The sequence below is a fragment of the Rahnella perminowiae genome (assembly GCF_019049695.1).
GTDB classification, from domain to species: domain Bacteria; phylum Pseudomonadota; class Gammaproteobacteria; order Enterobacterales; family Enterobacteriaceae; genus Rahnella; species Rahnella perminowiae.
This window is the reverse complement of the sequence record NZ_JAFMOT010000179.1, coordinates 56,024-72,973: the sequence shown is the minus strand read 5'-3', so window position 1 is coordinate 72,973 and position 16,950 is coordinate 56,024. Positions and strand designations below refer to the sequence as shown.

14 protein-coding genes are annotated in these 16,950 nt (G+C 52.7%); 9 read left to right on the top strand and 5 right to left on the bottom strand.

The window, feature by feature from the left end:
• Nucleotides 1–10 precede the first annotated feature (10 nt).
• From J1781_RS14770 to ggt, 3 genes are all read left to right on the top strand, one after another.
• Nucleotides 11–592 carry an ACP phosphodiesterase gene (locus tag J1781_RS14770; protein ID WP_217221006.1) on the top strand — a complete coding sequence of 194 codons (582 nt, stop codon included), beginning with the start codon at nt 11–13 and terminating at the stop codon, nt 590–592.
• A gap of 224 nt (nt 593–816) precedes the next feature.
• Nucleotides 817–1,419: a peroxiredoxin C gene (locus tag J1781_RS14765; RefSeq protein ID WP_013576674.1), complete on the top strand. Its 603-nt coding sequence runs from the start codon at nt 817–819 to the stop codon at nt 1,417–1,419.
• Between the two features lie 256 nt (nt 1,420–1,675).
• Nucleotides 1,676–3,427 carry a gamma-glutamyltransferase gene (ggt, locus tag J1781_RS14760; RefSeq protein ID WP_217233805.1) on the top strand — a complete coding sequence of 584 codons (1,752 nt, stop codon included), beginning with the start codon at nt 1,676–1,678 and terminating at the stop codon, nt 3,425–3,427.
• Between the two features lie 143 nt (nt 3,428–3,570).
• Here the strand turns inward: ggt and proY are convergent, their stop codons facing one another.
• Nucleotides 3,571–4,995, bottom strand: a complete 1,425-nt coding sequence (gene proY / locus J1781_RS14755; RefSeq protein WP_217221005.1) for a proline-specific permease ProY — start codon at nt 4,993–4,995, stop codon at nt 3,571–3,573.
• A 163-nt stretch (nt 4,996–5,158) separates the two neighbouring features.
• Nucleotides 5,159–6,478, bottom strand: coding sequence for a branched-chain amino acid transport system II carrier protein (gene brnQ, locus J1781_RS14750; protein WP_129992097.1), 1,320 nt, complete (start codon nt 6,476–6,478; stop codon nt 5,159–5,161).
• Between brnQ and J1781_RS26335 the strand changes: the two genes are divergently transcribed.
• A complete protein-coding gene (locus J1781_RS26335; protein WP_268838425.1) occupies nt 6,477–6,611 on the top strand; it encodes a hypothetical protein in 135 nt (44 codons plus the stop codon). The genes brnQ and J1781_RS26335 overlap by 2 nt on opposite strands.
• Before the next feature lie 309 nt (nt 6,612–6,920).
• Here the strand turns inward: J1781_RS26335 and J1781_RS14745 are convergent, their stop codons facing one another.
• Complete coding sequence (locus J1781_RS14745; protein WP_217233804.1) at nt 6,921–8,024, bottom strand: cobalamin-independent methionine synthase II family protein; 1,104 nt, start codon at nt 8,022–8,024, stop codon at nt 6,921–6,923.
• 273 nt (nt 8,025–8,297) lie between these two features.
• Between J1781_RS14745 and J1781_RS14740 the strand changes: the two genes are divergently transcribed.
• Nucleotides 8,298–8,579, top strand: a complete 282-nt coding sequence (locus J1781_RS14740) for a type II toxin-antitoxin system RelE/ParE family toxin (protein WP_217221004.1) — start codon at nt 8,298–8,300, stop codon at nt 8,577–8,579.
• Complete coding sequence (locus J1781_RS14735) at nt 8,572–8,904, top strand: helix-turn-helix domain-containing protein (RefSeq protein WP_217221003.1); 333 nt, start codon at nt 8,572–8,574, stop codon at nt 8,902–8,904. The genes J1781_RS14740 and J1781_RS14735 overlap by 8 nt, the downstream gene beginning before the upstream one ends.
• Nucleotides 8,905–8,937: 33 nt before the next feature.
• Here J1781_RS14735 and phoR read toward each other — a convergent pair whose 3' ends face one another.
• A complete protein-coding gene (gene phoR / locus J1781_RS14730) occupies nt 8,938–10,257 on the bottom strand; it encodes a phosphate regulon sensor histidine kinase PhoR (protein ID WP_129952867.1) in 1,320 nt (439 codons plus the stop codon).
• A gap of 22 nt (nt 10,258–10,279) precedes the next feature.
• Entirely contained in the window at nt 10,280–10,969 is a 690-nt protein-coding gene (gene phoB / locus J1781_RS14725) for a phosphate response regulator transcription factor PhoB (RefSeq protein ID WP_013576682.1), read from the bottom strand.
• A 227-nt stretch (nt 10,970–11,196) separates the two neighbouring features.
• Between phoB and sbcD the strand changes: the two genes are divergently transcribed.
• The 3 genes from sbcD to J1781_RS14710 all read left to right on the top strand — a co-directional run bounded on the left by sbcD (nt 11,197) and on the right by J1781_RS14710 (nt 16,941).
• Nucleotides 11,197–12,435 (top strand): exonuclease subunit SbcD, encoded by a 1,239-nt coding sequence (gene sbcD, locus J1781_RS14720; RefSeq protein ID WP_217139382.1) that lies wholly within the window; start codon nt 11,197–11,199, stop codon nt 12,433–12,435.
• A complete protein-coding gene (gene sbcC, locus J1781_RS14715; RefSeq protein WP_217233803.1) occupies nt 12,432–15,680 on the top strand; it encodes an exonuclease subunit SbcC in 3,249 nt (1,082 codons plus the stop codon). Before sbcD ends, sbcC begins: the two co-directional genes overlap by 4 nt.
• A gap of 238 nt (nt 15,681–15,918) precedes the next feature.
• Complete coding sequence (locus J1781_RS14710; protein ID WP_217158666.1) at nt 15,919–16,941, top strand: ABC transporter substrate-binding protein; 1,023 nt, start codon at nt 15,919–15,921, stop codon at nt 16,939–16,941.
• The last annotated feature ends 9 nt before the right edge of the window (nt 16,942–16,950 follow it).

Sequence of the window (16,950 nt, the reverse complement as noted above, 5' to 3'; positions counted from 1 at the left end):
TACTCGCCCGATGAATTTTTTAGCGCATCTCCACTTAGCCTCTCTGGCCGAAAGTTCCCTGACCGGCAACCTGCTGGCTGATTTCGTTCGCGGCAATCCTGACGGACAATATTCAGCTGAAATTGTCAGCGGGATCCGCATGCATCGCCGCGTAGATACCATGACCGATTCGCTGCCGGAAGTGAAAATTGCCCGCCGCTATTTTCGTGAAGATTTTCGCCGCGTCGCGCCCATCACGCTGGATGTCGTCTGGGATCACTTTCTCTCCCGCCACTGGGCGACACTTCATCCACAGCAATCGCTCGAAGATTTTCTCGACGCCTGTCAGCAGGAAATTGAACCGCTGCTGCCTGAAATGCCTGAACGTTTCCGGAATCTGAATGCGTATTTATGGCCTGAACGCTGGATGGAACGTTATGCCGCACTGCCTTTTATTGGGGACGTATTACGCGGTATGGCCAACCGGAGGCCGAAACTTAGTGCGCTGACCGGCTCTTTCCACGATATCGAATTGAATTACGATGCCCTTGAGCAGCTTTTTTGGCAGTTTTATCCGGTCATGATGCAACAGGCGAAAGACCGACAACTCTGATCAATCTCATCAGTTCTGTGAACCGTCCCGCAATTCCCTGCAACACAAGAGGTTGTTGTTAAAGAACTCTGAGACTTACGTCAAAGACTGATAGCCGGATACTATCTGATTGATTGGTGCGATGGGGTTTATTCACCCGCAGCTTGCCCCTATACTGACAGTCGTTTTGTTCATCCTTTCCTTTCACCTACGACGCCCTCTTGGGTTTCATAAGGAGTAATATTATGGTTCTGGTAACTCGCCCAGCCCCTGACTTCACCGCAGCAGCCGTACTGGGCAGCGGCGAAGTAGTTGAAAACTTCAACTTCAAAAAACACACTGCAGGCAAACCAACTGTTATCTTCTTCTGGCCAATGGACTTCACTTTCGTCTGTCCTTCAGAACTGATCGCTTTCGATCACCGTTATGAAGAATTCCAGAATCGTGGCGTAGAAGTGGTAGGCGTGTCCTTCGACTCCGAGTTCGTTCACAACGCATGGCGTAACACCCCAGTTGAGAAAGGCGGCATCGGTCCTGTTAAGTACGCGATGGTTGCTGACATCAAACGCGAAATCCAGAAAGCCTACGGTATTGAACATCCGGACGCCGGCGTTGCACTGCGTGGCTCTTTCCTGATCGACAAAGAAGGTGTTGTCCGTCACCAGGTAGTGAATGATCTGCCACTGGGTCGTAACATCGACGAAATGCTGCGTATGGTTGACGCGCTGCAATTCCACGAAGAGCACGGCGAAGTGTGCCCGGCTCAGTGGGAAAAAGGCAAAAAAGGCATGGGCGCATCCCCGGATGGCGTGGCCAAATATTTGTCTGAAAACGCATCAAATCTGTAATTCCTTCACGGTTTTATGATGCATAACGGTCAGCCTCGCTGGCCGTTTTTTTTTGCCTCTTATCCTGCACGATCACATTTTTCCCTCCCCGCTTCCTCACTCTCTGTTATTTAGGTCTACGCTGAAAACGGTCAGGCTACGTCATCATGGCGCGACGTTTGCATAATAATGGTCGGACTAAAATAACAAAAAAGCGTTATCACACAATAACCTGAAGGTTATGACTCAAAAGACAGGGTAATAAACAGGAGCCTATATGTTACGGAAATCACTCATCGCGCTGGCCTTGCTGACCAGCTTCCCGCTCTGCGCCGCATCTAATCCTGCGGTGGAAGCCAAAAACGGGATGGTCGTCACTTCGCAATATCTGGCCTCTCAGGTCGGCGTCGATATTCTGAAAATGGGTGGCAACGCTATCGATGCTGCCGTGGCTGTCGGCTACGCGCAGGCTGTCGTTAACCCATGCTGTGGCAATATTGGCGGCGGAGGCTTCATGACGGTGCATCTTGCCAACGGTAAAGATACCTTTATCAACTTCCGTGAAACTGCGCCTGCTGCTGCCAGCGCCAATATGTATCTGGATGCTGACGGCAACGTGAAGAAAGGTGCCAGCCTGTACGGGTATCTCGCTGCAGGCGTACCCGGCACAGTATTGGGCATGGATACGGTGCAGAAAGAATATGGCAAACTGACGCGCCAGCAAGTTATGGCACCGGCAATTAAACTGGCCCACCAGGGCTTTGTGCTGACCCGCGCCGATACCGATATTCTCGACACCACCGTGAAACGCTTCAAAGAAGATCCTGAAGCGGCTCGTATTTTCCTGCGCAAAGACGGCAGCCCGCTGCAACCCGGCGACAAACTGGTGCAAACCGATTTAGCCAACACGCTGGAGTCCATCTCCCGGCACGGTCCGGATGCATTCTATAAAGGCAAAATCCCGGCGGCGGTTGAGGCCGCTGCGAAAAAAGGTGGCGGCATCCTGACAGCGGCCGATTTCGCGAACTATAAGGTCACTGAAGACGCCCCTATCACCTGCAGTTACCGCGGATATAAATTCGTATCGGCTCCGCCGCCGAGTTCCGGCGGCGTCACGATGTGTGAAATCCTCAACATTGTTGAAGGCTATGATCTGAAAAGTATGGGGTTCAACTCTGCAGCCTCTATACACACCCTTACCGAGGCCATGCGCCATGCGTATATGGACAGAAATACCTATCTCGGCGATCCGGAGTTTGTGAAAAATCCCGTCGACCGTCTGGTCAGCAAAAGCTATGCCGAAGAAATCCGTAAGAAAATAGAAGCGGATAAAGCCACGCCTTCGACGGCGGTTCAGCCTGGCATGGAACCCCACGAGAAGCCGGAAACGACTCATTACTCTATTGTCGATAAAATGGGGAATGCCGTTTCAACCACCTATACGGTCAATGGCCGCTTTGGTTCAGTGGTGATTGCACCGGGTACGGGCTTTTTCCTGAATGATGAGATGGATGACTTCACGACCAAAGTCGGCGAGAAGAATTTGTACGGACTGGTACAGGGAACCAAAAATGCCATCGCCCCCGGTAAGCGCCCACTATCGTCTATGAGCCCGAGTCTGGTGACCAAAGACGGTAAAATCTTCATGGTTCTGGGGTCGCCGGGCGGATCACGTATTATCACCATTACTTTGCAGTCGGCGCTGAATGTTATCGACTACGGCATGGCACCACAGGAAGCGGTGGATGCCCCCCGTATTCATCATCAGTGGCTGCCGGATGAGGTCTATTATGAGCAGCGTGGCGTTTCTCAGGACAGCCTGAACATCCTGCAGAAGATGGGTTACAAGATGGTGGAGCAGACGCCATGGGGCGCGACAGAGCTGATTATGGTGGGGTTACCGGGGGCTGCTGGCGTGACATCGGCGAACTCAGGTAATGACTCGGCGGTGTCAGGCAAGGTTCGCGAAGGTTATCTCTACGGTGCAAATGATGTGCGGCGACCTGCAGGTGCCGCCATCGGCTATTAACCTTCATCCTTCGGGCTGTCTCTGCGTTGACTGCCTTGATACAGCCCGAATGATTTGGTTAATAACAATTTATAAACAGTAAAAAGCCCCCGAAATCATCTGATATCAAGGGCTTTAAAATTTACCGGAAGGTAAGTGCTTGCTTACGCTTTGTTGCTCAGCGCCAGCGCTTCTTTCTTGCGATCGTTCCGGCGTTTGAAGGCATAACCCACCAGTAATGCCACTACCCACACCATCCCGACATACAGCGAAATACGGGTATCCGGGAAGTAACCAATCAGGCCAATGATGAACACCAGGAAAATGATCCCGAACACGGAGGTGTAAACACCTCCTCGCAGCGGGAATTCAAGTTCTTTCACCTGTTGTTTGCTCAGTTTGCGACGAAAACCAATCTGGGAGAACAGGATCATAATCCACACCCAGACCGTCGCGAAAGTCGCCAGAGACGCAATCACCAGAAACACAGCCGACGGCATGATGTAGTTCAGATAAACCGCTACCAGCAGTGCCGCCATCATCACCAGCACGGTGACCCACGGCGTGCCCAGACGCGATACCTTGCTGAACATTTTCGGTGCCTGCCCCTGCTCTGCCATACCATGCAGCATACGGCCCACGCCGAATACATCACTGTTAATCGCCGACAGCGAGGCGGTGATCACCACGAAGTTCAGGATTGCCGCCGCCGCGGTAATACCCATGTGCTGGAAAGTCAGCACGAACGGGCTGCCCTGTGTCCCCACCTGATTCCATGGGAAAATAGACATGATCACAAACAGTGTACCCACGTAAAATACCAGAATACGCAGCGGCACGGAGTTGATGGCTTTAGGGATAGATTGTTTTGGATTTTCTGCTTCACCGGCCGTGATCCCGATGATTTCAATGCCACCATAAGCAAACATTACCAGTTGCAATGACAAAATTGTCCCCATGATCCCCTGACTGAAGAAGCCGCCGTGACTCCACAGATTGTGGATGCCGGTCGCCTGCCCGCCATTACCGATGCCCCAGAAGATAATGCCAAAGCCTGCCACGATCATGATAATGATGGTCAGAACCTTGAAGAACGAGAACCAGAACTCCAGCTCGCCAAACACTTTTACGCTGACCAGATTAATCGCGCCGATAATCAGCACCACGCTGAGAACCCAGGTCCATTGCGGCACATCCGGGAACCAGACGCCCATATAAATACCGAACGCCGTGACATCAGCGATAGCGACGATCAGGATTTCGAAACAGTATGTCCAGCCGGTGATGTAACCTGCCATCGGCCCGAGGTAATCCTGCGCATAACGCGAAAATGAACCACTCTGCGGGTTGTTAACCGACATTTCGCCGAGGGCACGCATGATGATAAACGCGATAATTCCGCCGACCAGATACGCCAGCAATACACTCGGCCCGGCCATTTTAATGGCGTCTGCCGAGCCATAAAACAAACCGGTTCCGATGGCTGAGCCCAGTGCCATAAAGCGGATATGGCGCGTTGTCAGGCCACGTTTTAACTTCGTGCCCGGCGCTTCTTGTTGCGCGATTGGTTGTTCAGCTTCTTGCTGCATGTGCGTTAACCCGTGTTGTTTTTTTTGATATCAAAAATCGTATTCTAAAAAAATGACTTTTAGCCCGCCAATGAAAAAGCCACGGAAGGGTTCTCCGTGGCCTGATTGGCGAAACATTCGTCAGACATTCATGCTTTTAGCTCTTCGAACATTCACCCGATGATCACTGATGCGCGGTTACGCTGCGCGGGCCGCTGATTTTGTCATATATTCCCACCAGCACCAGCATTAATAATGAAGGCGGTAACCAGGCAAGACCTTGCGCAGCCAGTGGCAGGTTAGCGGTCCAGGCGGGCATCAGGTCAGCAAAAGCAGAGGCTTTGATCCCATCAACAATGCCGAACACCAGACTTACCACCATGACCGGAGCCACGATACGCGTGGTGCTGTTCCACCAGCGCAGGGTGAAACTCAGCACAACCAGCGCGATACATGGCGGATAAATCGCCGTCAGTACCGGCACTGAAATCTGAATCAGATGGCTCAGCCCCAGGTTGGACACCAGCATGGAGAACAGACCCAGAATGAAGACCAGTGTCTTATAAGACAGCGGTAAATACTGGGCAAAGAACTCCGCACAGGCACACGTCAGGCCAACCGCCGTCACCATGCAGGCAATAAAAATCAGCGCACCGAGGAAGAAACTGCCAATGCCACCAAAGGTGTGCGCCACATACGCATGCAGAATAATCGCGCCGTTAGTCGCGTCAGGCACCAGTGAAGCACTGTTTTCGCCGAGTTTGAACAGGCTGAGATAAACCAGCATCAGACCCAGACCGGCAATCAGACCCGCCAGAACCGTATAACGGGTCAGCAGTTTGGCATCCGTAACACCACGGGAACGCGCGGCATTGACGATAACGATACCAAACACCAGCGCCCCCAGTGTATCCATGGTCAGATAACCGTTAACGAAACCGCTGGAGAACGGCACCGTCTGGTAAGCATCCACCGCTGGCATCGGAGAACCCGCTGGCCAAAGTACAGCAGCGATACCCAGTGCCGCCAGCGCGACCATTTTCAGTGGCGCGAGGAAATGTCCGACGGTATCGAGCAAACGGCCCGGATACAGAGAGATGCCAATGACCAGAGCGAAATAGATCACGCTGTAAATCAGTAAAGGCAGCGGGCCGTCACCGGTCATCGGTGCGATCCCCACTTCAAAAGATACGGTTGCCGTGCGTGGCGTAGCAAACAGCGGACCAACGGCCAGATAACACACGGTCGCCAGAAGAATACCGGCACCACGACCAATTGGCGTACTCAGGGCATCCACACCGCCACCAACGCGCGCAAGTGCAATGACCGTCATCACGGGTAGCCCGACGGCGGTAATCATAAACCCGGCAGCAGCCCACCAGACGTCATGGCCTGCCTGCAGGCCAACCATTGGCGGGAAAATGATATTTCCGGCCCCGACGAATAAGGCGAAGGTCATGAAACCCAGCGCCAGAATATCTTTATTTGTTAAACGAGTACTCATGATGGGTGTCGTGTTGCCTGTTCAAATGAATAAAGTGTCCGATGCTGCCGTCGCGCCACGTCGTCAAAAGGATGAATGTCCTGAAAAAGTCAGAGAGCATCAATATAAGGATCGAAGTGAGCAAAACGCCTGATGATATGCAGATGATTACGTTGTTATGCAGGGAGTATCGAGCGACAGCGAAGGCTAAGGTAAACTTTTATAGCGTATAAAGGCAAGACGTGATCGAAAAAGCAGAGTGTTTGACCAGATTAATATATCAAAGCAGGGATATTCACTAAATACCGTCAAAAACACACCATATGATATGTATGATTTTTAAACTAACGAAGCACAAGATACGCCCAGATAAGACAAAAAATGCGTGAAATCACCATCTGCAGGTTATTTCACGCACAATACTCAGCATATTCCTGAAGCTGAATTTCCAACGCGTCAGGGGTTACCAGACGCGGGCAGCGATATCGACCACCAGCTTCAGTTTTTCCCACTGCTGCGCTTCGGTCAGGCTGTTACCCTCTTCCGTAGACGCAAAACCACACTGCGGGCTGAGGCAAATCTGGTTAATATCCAGATATTCAGCGGCTTCTGCCAGTCGTGATTCTACTGTTTTTGCCAGTTCCAGTTCACCGGATTTGGTGGTAATCAGCCCCAGGACCGCCTGCTGATGGCCTTTTTTGATGAAACGCAGCGGCTCGAAGCCACCGGAACGCTCGTTGTCATATTCCAGGAAGAAGGCATCGATGTTCACGCCACCAAACAGGATCTCCGCCACCGGCTCATAGCCACCTTCTGAAATCCAGGTGGAACGGAAGTTGCCGCGACAGACATGCAGACCAATCACCAGATCATCCGGTTTACCGGCAATCGCTTTATTCAGCACATCAGCGTAAGTACGCGCTAACGCTTCCGGAGAATCGCCCCGCTCGCGGATTTGCTTCTTTTGATCCTCAGAGCACAGGTACGCCCACACCGTGTCGTCAAGTTGCAGATAACGGCAACCGACATCGTAAAACGCTTTAATCGCATCACGATAAACCTGCGCAAGATCGTCAAAATACTCTTTCAGATCCGGATAAACCTCTTTGCTAATGGCGTTACGTCCGCCGCGGAAATGCATCACGCTCGGGCTTGGAATGGTCATTTTCGGCACCGCCGTTCCGCTGATGCTTTTCAGGAAACGGAAATCTTCCAGCATCGGATGCGAGCCGAAACCGAGTTTGCTGACCACTTTAATACTGCGTGCTTTGGTCTGGACGCCGTTGAACTGGATCCCCTGCACTGCGTCGTAACCTTCCACACCTTCAAGACCTTCGAAGAAATCAAAGTGCCACCACGCCCGGCGGAACTCACCGTCAGTGACCACTTGCAGACCGGCTTCGCGCTGTAAATCCACCACGCGGCGGATTTCAGCGTCTTCTACTGCCCGCAGTTGCGCGGCATCAATCTCCCCGGACTGAAATTGCTTACGGGCTTGTTTAATTGCCGCAGGGCGCAGGAAACTGCCGACGACATCAGCGCGGAACGGAGGGGTTGTACGTTGCATGCATGACTCCTTTTAGCCATCCCGCTTCTGGCGGCGGAATGCGAATGATTTACATAGTGAATAATTACGCGGCGTTATATTTAGACATCTGGATGTCTAAACGTCTTTAAACCGATATTGTCATGCAGATTGCTCCGGAGCAACAGAGGAATCCTCATGAGGCTTGAATAAAATTCATGATCGCTTTGCGATGTTTCATGATGCTGAACAATATTTGCCCCATGACGATCTATGGTAATAAATACTACAGTTGTTTTTACCAGGGACGATAGCATGAACTGTTTACGTATTTTCGTTACAGAGGATTTTCACGACTTCATGACCGCCAGCAAATTGTCGGAACAGGTTATCCTCACGTCGGCACATAAACTGGCAAACGGACTTTTTGATGCGGATTTGTCCGGCAACGTTTACAAGAAGAGAATTGCGCCGACAGGGAGATCGAAATCAGGGTTTGGCCGGGCCATTGCTAAAGATTTGCTCAACTTCACAGAGCTGCAACTCGAAACAGAACTTCGGACTGGATTAATTAAAGAGGCGATGTCTAATGGCTGATGAACGTTTGCTAAAAATGCAGCGGATGGCTCAACGCTTCCATGACTCATCTGGCGTGGTTTCACAAACCACGATGCGCGATATTAACAAAATTGTCGATGAGGCCGTTCAGGAAGAGCGGCTGAGAGCCTTTGCCGAAAGTTCAGCTGAACGTATTCGTGCGTTGCGTGAGAAAGAAAAAATCAGTCAGGGTGTGCTGGCCAGACTCATCAATATGTCGGCTAACAGTATTCAAAAATGGGAACGCAACGAAACGAAACCAACGGGTGCCGCCCTGCTTTTACTGCTATTAATCGAAGAAAAAGGGTTACAGATCATTTGCTAAAAGAAGCCACAGCTTATTGCTGTGGCTTGATTTTTATCCCTTTACATCGCTTTGGCTGGCCTGTTCCGGAGGAACAATCAACTTCGGTGCCAGCGTAAACATAAAGCGCGTACCGACCCCCACTTCACTCATGACTTCAAGTTTGGTGTGGTGATGGCTGAGCGCATGTTTGACGATCGCCAGCCCGAGTCCGCTGCCGCCGGTCTGCCGCGAGCGGGCCTTATCGACCCGGTAAAAACGTTCGGTCAGGCGCGGGAGGTGCTGCGGCGCAATGCCCGGCCCGTTATCACTGATCTGGAATTGCGCACCATGCGGCGTTTGCTGCCAGCTGACTTCAATCCGCGTCCCGGCAGGCGTGTGGTTGACGGCGTTATACACCAGATTCGATACCGCACTGCGCAACTGATCTTCATTACCAAAGACGTTCAGTTTGTCATTAATGCGAAACACCACCTCATGCCGGCCGTTGCTTAACGTTTGCACCTCACGTTCGAGCATACCGAGCATCACCGGAATATCGACTTTCTCATGCAAATCAATATTCGCTGAAGCTTCGATTTTCGACAGCGTCAGCAACTGCTTCACCAGCCCGTCCATTCGCCGCGTCTGTTCCTGCATGGTATCCAGTGCTTTGGTGCGGAAAGGTTCTTCCAGTTTGGCGTCTTCCATCATTTCCAGATATCCCTGCAATACGGTCAGCGGGGTTCTCAGCTCATGACTGACGTTAGCAAAGAAGTTACGCCGTGCACCTTCGAGCTGGCGCATCTGTGTGACATCGCGTGCCACCATCAGCAGTTGCCCTTCTGAATAAGGCATAACGCGAAACTCGACGTAATGCTCATTATTGAGTTGCAGATTCAGCGCCCGGCTGAAATCGCGGGTCTGGATCCACAGCCGGAATTCCGGATAACGCAGCAGGTTGAAGATATGTTGCCCGTTATCTTCCGGCCAGCGGAAACCGAGCAGATCCTGCGCCAGCCCGTTACACCAGAAAATATTGCCTTCTTCCGTGGTCAGCACCACGGCATCTGGCAGCGATTCAGCACCGCTGCGAAAACGTTTGATCAACTGACCTAATTCACGACGCCGACGCCGGTTGCGCATCTGCATCTGGTTAAGCCCGTAGAACAGCGGCTCCCAGCTCCAGCGGCCGTTCGGCGGCGTAATACTGCGGTCAAGCCACAGCCAGTGAGAGAGTTTGAGCTGGTTGTAATAATTCCAGCCCAGTGCCGCAACCAGCGACACAAACAGGAGCCAGCCGAAATGACCGACGAAAATACCGAGAATTAACGCTGGCAGACAAAAGAGAAAAAATTCGCCGGCCAATCGTTTCCATGACAAACGTTCTAGCACACAGATTCTCCGCTGTGAGGACTCAATAACGCGTTGAAAAACGGTATCCGGTACCACGAACAGTCTGGATCATTCTGTCATGTCCGCTGGTTTCCAACGCCTTACGCAAACGACGAATATGCACGTCTACGGTGCGATCTTCCACATAAACGTTAGTGCCCCAGACGTTATTGAGCAACTGTTCCCGGCTATAAACACGTTCAGAATGCGTCATAAAGAAGTGTAATAACTTAAATTCTGTCGGCCCCATATCAAGCGCCTGTTCGTTGGCCATCACCCGGTGAGACGAGGGATCCAGGCTTAAACCCTGCATGTCGATCACTTCTTCCACCGCCATTGGCGAGATGCGACGCATCACCGCTTTAATGCGGGCAACCAGCTCTTTCGGGGAAAACGGTTTGGTGATGTAATCATCGGCACCGACTTCGAGGCCACGCACCCGATCTTCTTCTTCACCGCGTGCGGTCAACATCATTACCGGAATTTCGCGGGTCAGCGCCTCACGTTTAAGATGCTTAATAAACTGAATACCGGAACCGCCAGGTAACATCCAGTCGAGCAGGATAAGTTCAGGGTAAGGTTCAACAAGCTGCCCAATCGCTGAATCAAAATCCTCAGCTTCTACGGCCTGATAGCCATTTTGTTCCAGTACAAAACACACCATTTCACGGATTGGAGCTTCGTCTTCAACCACCAATATACGTCTAGCCATCGTAGGTCCTGCCAATAGGTTAGCGATCTTTTATTTGATTGCGGGCGCCATTATGCGTCAGTTTTGTGACAGATTTATGAATGAAAAGAATGGTTCATTACAGTCAAATATGACAGATAATTAGCGGCCATCTCGCTGAAATTGGACTGATTTATCGGGGACATCTCCCCCCGCCGACGTTTATACTTTGCCCCATTGTCGTCATCCAGGGTTCATACAGGAGTCTCATGCGCCTGATCCACACGTCAGACTGGCATCTTGGCCAGTACTTTTTCACCAAAAGCCGTGCAGCCGAACATCAGGCATTTCTGCGCTGGCTGACCGGTCAGGTGCAGCAACATCAGGTCGACGCCGTGATTGTCGCGGGTGATATTTTCGATACCGGATCACCGCCCAGTTATGCCCGCGAATTGTATAACCGCTTCGTGGTGGAATTACAACAAACCGGCTGTCAGCTGGTGGTACTGGCTGGCAACCACGATTCCGTCGCAACACTTAATGAATCACGCGAGCTACTTTCCTGCCTGAATACGCGGGTGATTGCCACTGTCGGCGAAAATCTGTCTGAACAGATTTTGGTGCTCAGTCAGCGTGACGGAAAACCGGGCGCGGTACTGTGTGCCATCCCGTTTTTACGCCCGCGTGATCTGCTGGCCAGTCAGGCCGGTCAGTCCGGCAGCGACAAACAACTGGCATTGCAGGAAGCCATCGCCGCACATTATGACGCGCTCTGGCAGGCCGCGCAGGCCAGGCGTGATGAACTCGGCATACCGCTGCCCGTTATTGCAACCGGCCATCTGACCACCGTTGGCGTCAGTACTTCTGATTCCGTGCGTGACATCTATATAGGCACACTTGACGCCTTCCCCGCGCAGGCGTTCCCGCCGGTTGATTATGTGGCGCTTGGCCATATTCACCGCGCACAGTGCGTCGCAAAAACTCACCACATCCGTTACAGCGGTTCGCCAATTGCCCTGAGCTTTGACGAACTGAGCAAAGCCAAAAGTGTGTATCTGCTCGATTTCGACGGGGCAACGCTCAGTGCCATCGACACGCTGGAAATTCCTGTTTTCCAGCCCATGCAGATACTCAAAGGCTCGCTGGCGGAAATTGAAAAGCAACTGGCGCAGTTCGAAGGCGGTGATGCACAAAAACCCGTCTGGCTTGATATCGAAGTCGCCACGCAGGATTATCTCAGCGATATTCAGCGGCGTATTCAGGCGCTGACTGCGGATTTGCCGGTGGAAGTTGTCCTGTTGCGCCGCAGCAAAGAACAGCGCATCAGCAGCATTGAGCAGCAGGAAAAAGAGACCCTCAGTGAACTGAGCGTCAGCGACGTCTTTGAACGGCGGCTGGCGCTGGAGCCAGACCCTGATGCCCCCCGTCAGGCGCGGATGCGCACTCTTTTTGCTCAGGTTGTTGAGCAGGTCACGCACGCTCAGAATGCAGAGGACAGCGCACAATGAAAATTCTCAGCCTGCGTTTAAAAAACCTGAACTCGCTGGAAGGCGAATGGAAAATTGATTTCACTGCCGAGCCGTTCGCCAGCAACGGATTATTCGCGATCACCGGCCCGACCGGGGCAGGGAAAACCACCCTGCTTGATGCCATTTGTCTGGCGCTTTATCATCAGACGCCACGTCTGAACATCACACCAAGCCAGAACGAACTGATGACCCGCCACACCGCCGAATCGCTGGCTGAGGTGGAGTTTGAAGTTAAAGGCGTAGCTTACCGCGCATTCTGGAGCCAGCGTCGAGCTAAAAATTCGCCGGATGGCAACTTGCAGGCACCGAAAGTCGAGCTGGCGTTACTGGCCGGCGGCAAAATTCTGGCCGATAAAGTGCGCGACAAACTCGACGCCATCGCCACACTGACCGGGCTGGATTTCGGCCGTTTCACCAAATCCATGATGCTGTCTCAGGGGCAGTTCGCCGCGTTTCTGAATGCTGATGCCAACGACCGCGCCGAATTGCTGGAAGAACTGACCGGCACCGAAATTTACGGACGGCTGTCTCAGCGCGTCTTTGAGCAACATAAAGAAGCGCGCATCGTACTCGACGGTCTGCATCAGCGCATGTCCGGCATCGAACTGCTCAGCGAAGAACAACGCCAGACGCTGGAGGCACAGCATGCTGAACTGAACGCACAGGAAAACAGCCTCAGCCAACAGGCGCAGCAACGCCAGCGGGATCTGAACTGGCTGCAACAATGGCAACAGGTGCAGCAAAAACTTCAGCAATCTCAGTTGCAGCTGGCTGCCGCTGAGCAGGAAAATCTGGCCGCCGCGCCGCAGTTACAACAGCTGGCACGCAGTGAACCGGCGGAAAAACTGCGTCCGTTACTCAATGACCGTCAGCGTTGTCAGGAAGAGTCACAACGCCTTCAGCAGCATCTGACGCAACTGATACAGCAACAGGAACAGCAGATCGCGCAGATGGCGCCGCTGAACCAGGCAGCAGAACAGGCGCAAACTGCACGTCAGAAGCAGGCCGAAGAACAGCGCCGGATGCAAACGCTGATCGAAGAAAAAATCCTGCCGCTGGACGGTGAAATCGCTCAGTGGCACAAATCACTGGCAGAAACACAGCGGGCGGTCAGTGAATCGCAGAAACAGGCCGCTGACCAGAACACAACACTGCGGCAAATAACGGCAGAACGACAAAAACTGGATGAAGAAAACCGCCAGCATCAAACCCGGCAGACCGCACTGACCGAAGCCCTTAACGCCGCACAGCAGCGTCAGGCAGCTCTGGAAAAACAGCATCCGCTGGCAGCCTTACAGAAACGGCAAACAGAACTGATGCAACTCCGGCCGGTGCGACAACAGCTTTTTTCGCTCGCGCAACTTTTCCCGCAGCTTAACCAGCGCGTGCAGCAACAAAACCAAGATTTTGCGCAGTATCAGGTACAACTGGCTGAGGAAGAGCAGCGCCTGGATAAGATCCGCCTGCAATGTCAGACACAACTTGAACATCTCAACGACGTAAAAACGCTGCATAAACAGGAAATGCTGATCGTCAGCCTCGAAGCTGAACGCGCGAATTTGCAAAGCGGTAAAGCCTGCCCGTTGTGCGGCTCGACCTCGCATCCGGCGGTTGAACACTATCAGGAGATCAAACCTTCTGAAACCGCACAGCGCGTCGAGAAAATGCAGCTTGAATTCGATGCGGTAAAAGCCAGCGGTATCGAACTGGCGGCGAAGATCAAAAGCCTGAAAGAACAGCAAAGACGTCTGCAGATCCAGATGGAGCAGGATCAGCAGCAACTGAATGCGCAGACGGCAAACTGGCAACAGCTCAGCATGCCGCTGAATCTGACGTTTACCCTGCATGACACCACTGACATCTCGCAATGGCTGACCGCCCGCGACGAAGAAGAGCAGCAGTCTCAGGCGCTGACCGGCCAGCACGAACAGCTGGCACGGGCACTTCAACAGGCGAAAGATGCCCTGACTGACGCCCTGAATCTCCAACAAAAAGTACAACAGCAAAGTGCATTGCTGACCGAACGCATTACGCGGCTGGTAGAAATAGAGGCGAAATCTCAGCAAGACCTTGTCCGGTTGCAAAAACAACAGGCCGAAGGTGAAAAAGCGCTTTCTGAGCTTCATGCCCGGCGCCTCGAACTGTTCGGCGAGCGCCAGGTGGCTCAGGTTCGCGAACACTTACATCAGCAACAGCAGGCGGCAGAAAAAGCGTTCAGTGATGCCCAGACCGCGCTGCATAAGGCGCAGGAACAACGCGACCAGCTTGCCGGTCAGCTGGCCAGTGCGCAGAAGCAACAATTACAGACCAGCGCACAACTGACACAAACGGAACAGGTGTGGCAACAGGCGCTGAGCACCAGCGGGTTTGCCGATGAAGCCGCGGTGAAAGGAGCGCTGCTTGACGACGTGCTGCGCCAACAGCTGCAGCAACGCAAAGAACATCTGCAACAACAACTGGCACAGGCACAGGCATTACTGACTGACGCCAGAGATATGCTGGAAAAGCATCGTCTTGTCCGCCCTGCTCATCTGAGTGAATCTGACGGTGATCTTAATGCCCTGACCGTGCAGCAGACGGAACTGGCTCAACAACTGAAAGCGTTACAACAACGTCTGGGCGAAGTGAAGAACCAACTGGAAAGCGACAAGCAGCGCCACAGCGGACAACAGGCGCTGATTGCTCAGATAGCGCAGGCACAGCTGACCTGTGATGACTGGGGTTATCTCAATCAGATGATTGGGTCCAGTGACGGGGCGAAATTCCGTAAATTCGCGCAGGGACTGACCCTCGATCATCTGGTTTATCTGGCGAACCGCCAGCTGGAAAAACTGCACGGGCGCTATCTGTTACAGCGCAAAACCAGCGATGCGCTGGAGTTGCAGGTGGTCGATACCTGGCAGGCCGATGCGCTACGTGACACCCGCACATTATCCGGCGGCGAAAGCTTCCTGGTCAGCCTGGCGCTGGCGCTGGCATTGTCTGATCTGGTCAGCGACAAAACCCGCATCGACTCTCTGTTCCTTGATGAAGGTTTCGGCACGCTTGACGCCGACACGCTGGATACGGCACTGGATGCCCTCGACAGCCTTAACGCCTCGGGTAAAACCATCGGCGTGATCAGCCATGTCGAAGCAATGAAAGATCGCATTCCGGTACAAATCAAAGTCACCAAAGTGAATGGTCTGGGTATCAGCCGTTTAAGCAGTGAATTTAAAGTCTGACCGCGATCTTTTGCGGGGCATGTCGCTAAAAATATTGCTAGCGATATGCCCTGCCGTGGATCCTGATTGTGAGCAGGCGCCCAAAAATCGCACCAGCGCAGTGCGTATCCCTTTGTCAACCTGCTGAATTTACGCCGCTTCCCGCCCGTTAACAAACTGGCATGCCCTGTGCTTAACGTTATGTATACAAGTTGCAGTACAAGTTGCAATGTATCCATAACCGCTAAGGGAACCGCCCATGAAAAACATCAAACCAGAATGCCGTCCGGTCGATAAAAAACGCCGCCAGCTGATGCAATGGCTTGCCATTACCGGTGGCGTTTCAACCCTGGGTGGCATGATCCCGACGTCGGTTTTTGCAGCCGGCGACGATGAAATCCGTATTGGCTACTGGCCGATTGTCGGCGGTTTACCCTTGTACGTGGCACTTGAACAGGGCTTTTTTAAAGAGGCCGGGCTGAATGTGAAAGGGGTGAAATTCGCCAGCGCACAACAAATTGTTGAAGGGATGATCACCGGCAGGATCCACGGCTGCGCAAATGGTACCGCAACCGGCGCGCTGGGACTGGGGGCCATTACCTCACCGGGTCTGTTTAAAATTATCTGTTCTAATCCGTCAAACCACACGCTGGTGTTAGATGAGTTTCTGGTACCACTGAACAGCCCGGCCAAGGCTATCAGTGATCTGAAAGGCAAGAAAATTGCCTGCGGCCCGGGGATCCAGAACGTCACTATGGCGAAAATTATTCTGGAGAAAAATGGCTTCACTAACCCGTCGGTGATCGAACTGCCGGTGGGGCAACACGCACCTGCCCTGGCCGCAGGACAAATTGACGGTGTATACACGCTCGAACCGACCGGCACCGTGGGGCGGATGAAAAATCTTTCCCGCACCCTGGAAACCGGCGTGATTTCTAAATATGTGCTCGGCAACGCCGACGCACCGTGGTTTGGCGGTGCCGCAGCACTCAACGCCAGCTTTATTGCCAGCAAGCCTGAAGAAACCAAAAAGTTTATTGCCGCTTATCAGAAAGCGGTGGAATTCATTGCGGCTCACCCTGACAAAGCGCGCGAAAATGTCGCCGGTTACACCAGCATTGAACCGGCGCTGGTGAAGGAAGTGCCGCTGCCGGGCTTTGTGATGTATTCCGGTTTAAAAGGCGACAACCTGCAATGGTTCCAGAAATTTTATGACGTCTTTACAGAAAGGAAAATCTTCAGCAAGCCGGTGGATGTCGCTTCACTGATTTATCAGGGATGAGGGGAAACA

What these genes read in the sequence shown, in the direction of transcription:
- ggt (WP_217233805.1), top strand. Translation starts at nt 1,676, where the DNA reads ATGTTACGGAAATCACTCATCGCGCTGGCCTTGCTGACCAGCTTCCCG.
- J1781_RS14770 (WP_217221006.1), top strand. Translation starts at nt 11, where the DNA reads ATGAATTTTTTAGCGCATCTCCACTTAGCCTCTCTGGCCGAAAGTTCC.
- phoB (WP_013576682.1), bottom strand. Translation starts at nt 10,969, where the DNA reads ATGGCTAGACGTATATTGGTGGTTGAAGACGAAGCTCCAATCCGTGAA.
- proY (WP_217221005.1), bottom strand. Translation starts at nt 4,995, where the DNA reads ATGCAGCAAGAAGCTGAACAACCAATCGCGCAACAAGAAGCGCCGGGC.
- J1781_RS14745 (WP_217233804.1), bottom strand. Translation starts at nt 8,024, where the DNA reads ATGCAACGTACAACCCCTCCGTTCCGCGCTGATGTCGTCGGCAGTTTC.
- brnQ (WP_129992097.1), bottom strand. Translation starts at nt 6,478, where the DNA reads ATGAGTACTCGTTTAACAAATAAAGATATTCTGGCGCTGGGTTTCATG.
- sbcD (WP_217139382.1), top strand. Translation starts at nt 11,197, where the DNA reads ATGCGCCTGATCCACACGTCAGACTGGCATCTTGGCCAGTACTTTTTC.
- J1781_RS14740 (WP_217221004.1), top strand. Translation starts at nt 8,298, where the DNA reads ATGAACTGTTTACGTATTTTCGTTACAGAGGATTTTCACGACTTCATG.
- J1781_RS14765 (WP_013576674.1), top strand. Translation starts at nt 817, where the DNA reads ATGGTTCTGGTAACTCGCCCAGCCCCTGACTTCACCGCAGCAGCCGTA.
- J1781_RS26335 (WP_268838425.1), top strand. Translation starts at nt 6,477, where the DNA reads ATGATGGGTGTCGTGTTGCCTGTTCAAATGAATAAAGTGTCCGATGCT.
- J1781_RS14710 (WP_217158666.1), top strand. Translation starts at nt 15,919, where the DNA reads ATGAAAAACATCAAACCAGAATGCCGTCCGGTCGATAAAAAACGCCGC.
- J1781_RS14735 (WP_217221003.1), top strand. Translation starts at nt 8,572, where the DNA reads ATGGCTGATGAACGTTTGCTAAAAATGCAGCGGATGGCTCAACGCTTC.
- sbcC (WP_217233803.1), top strand. Translation starts at nt 12,432, where the DNA reads ATGAAAATTCTCAGCCTGCGTTTAAAAAACCTGAACTCGCTGGAAGGC.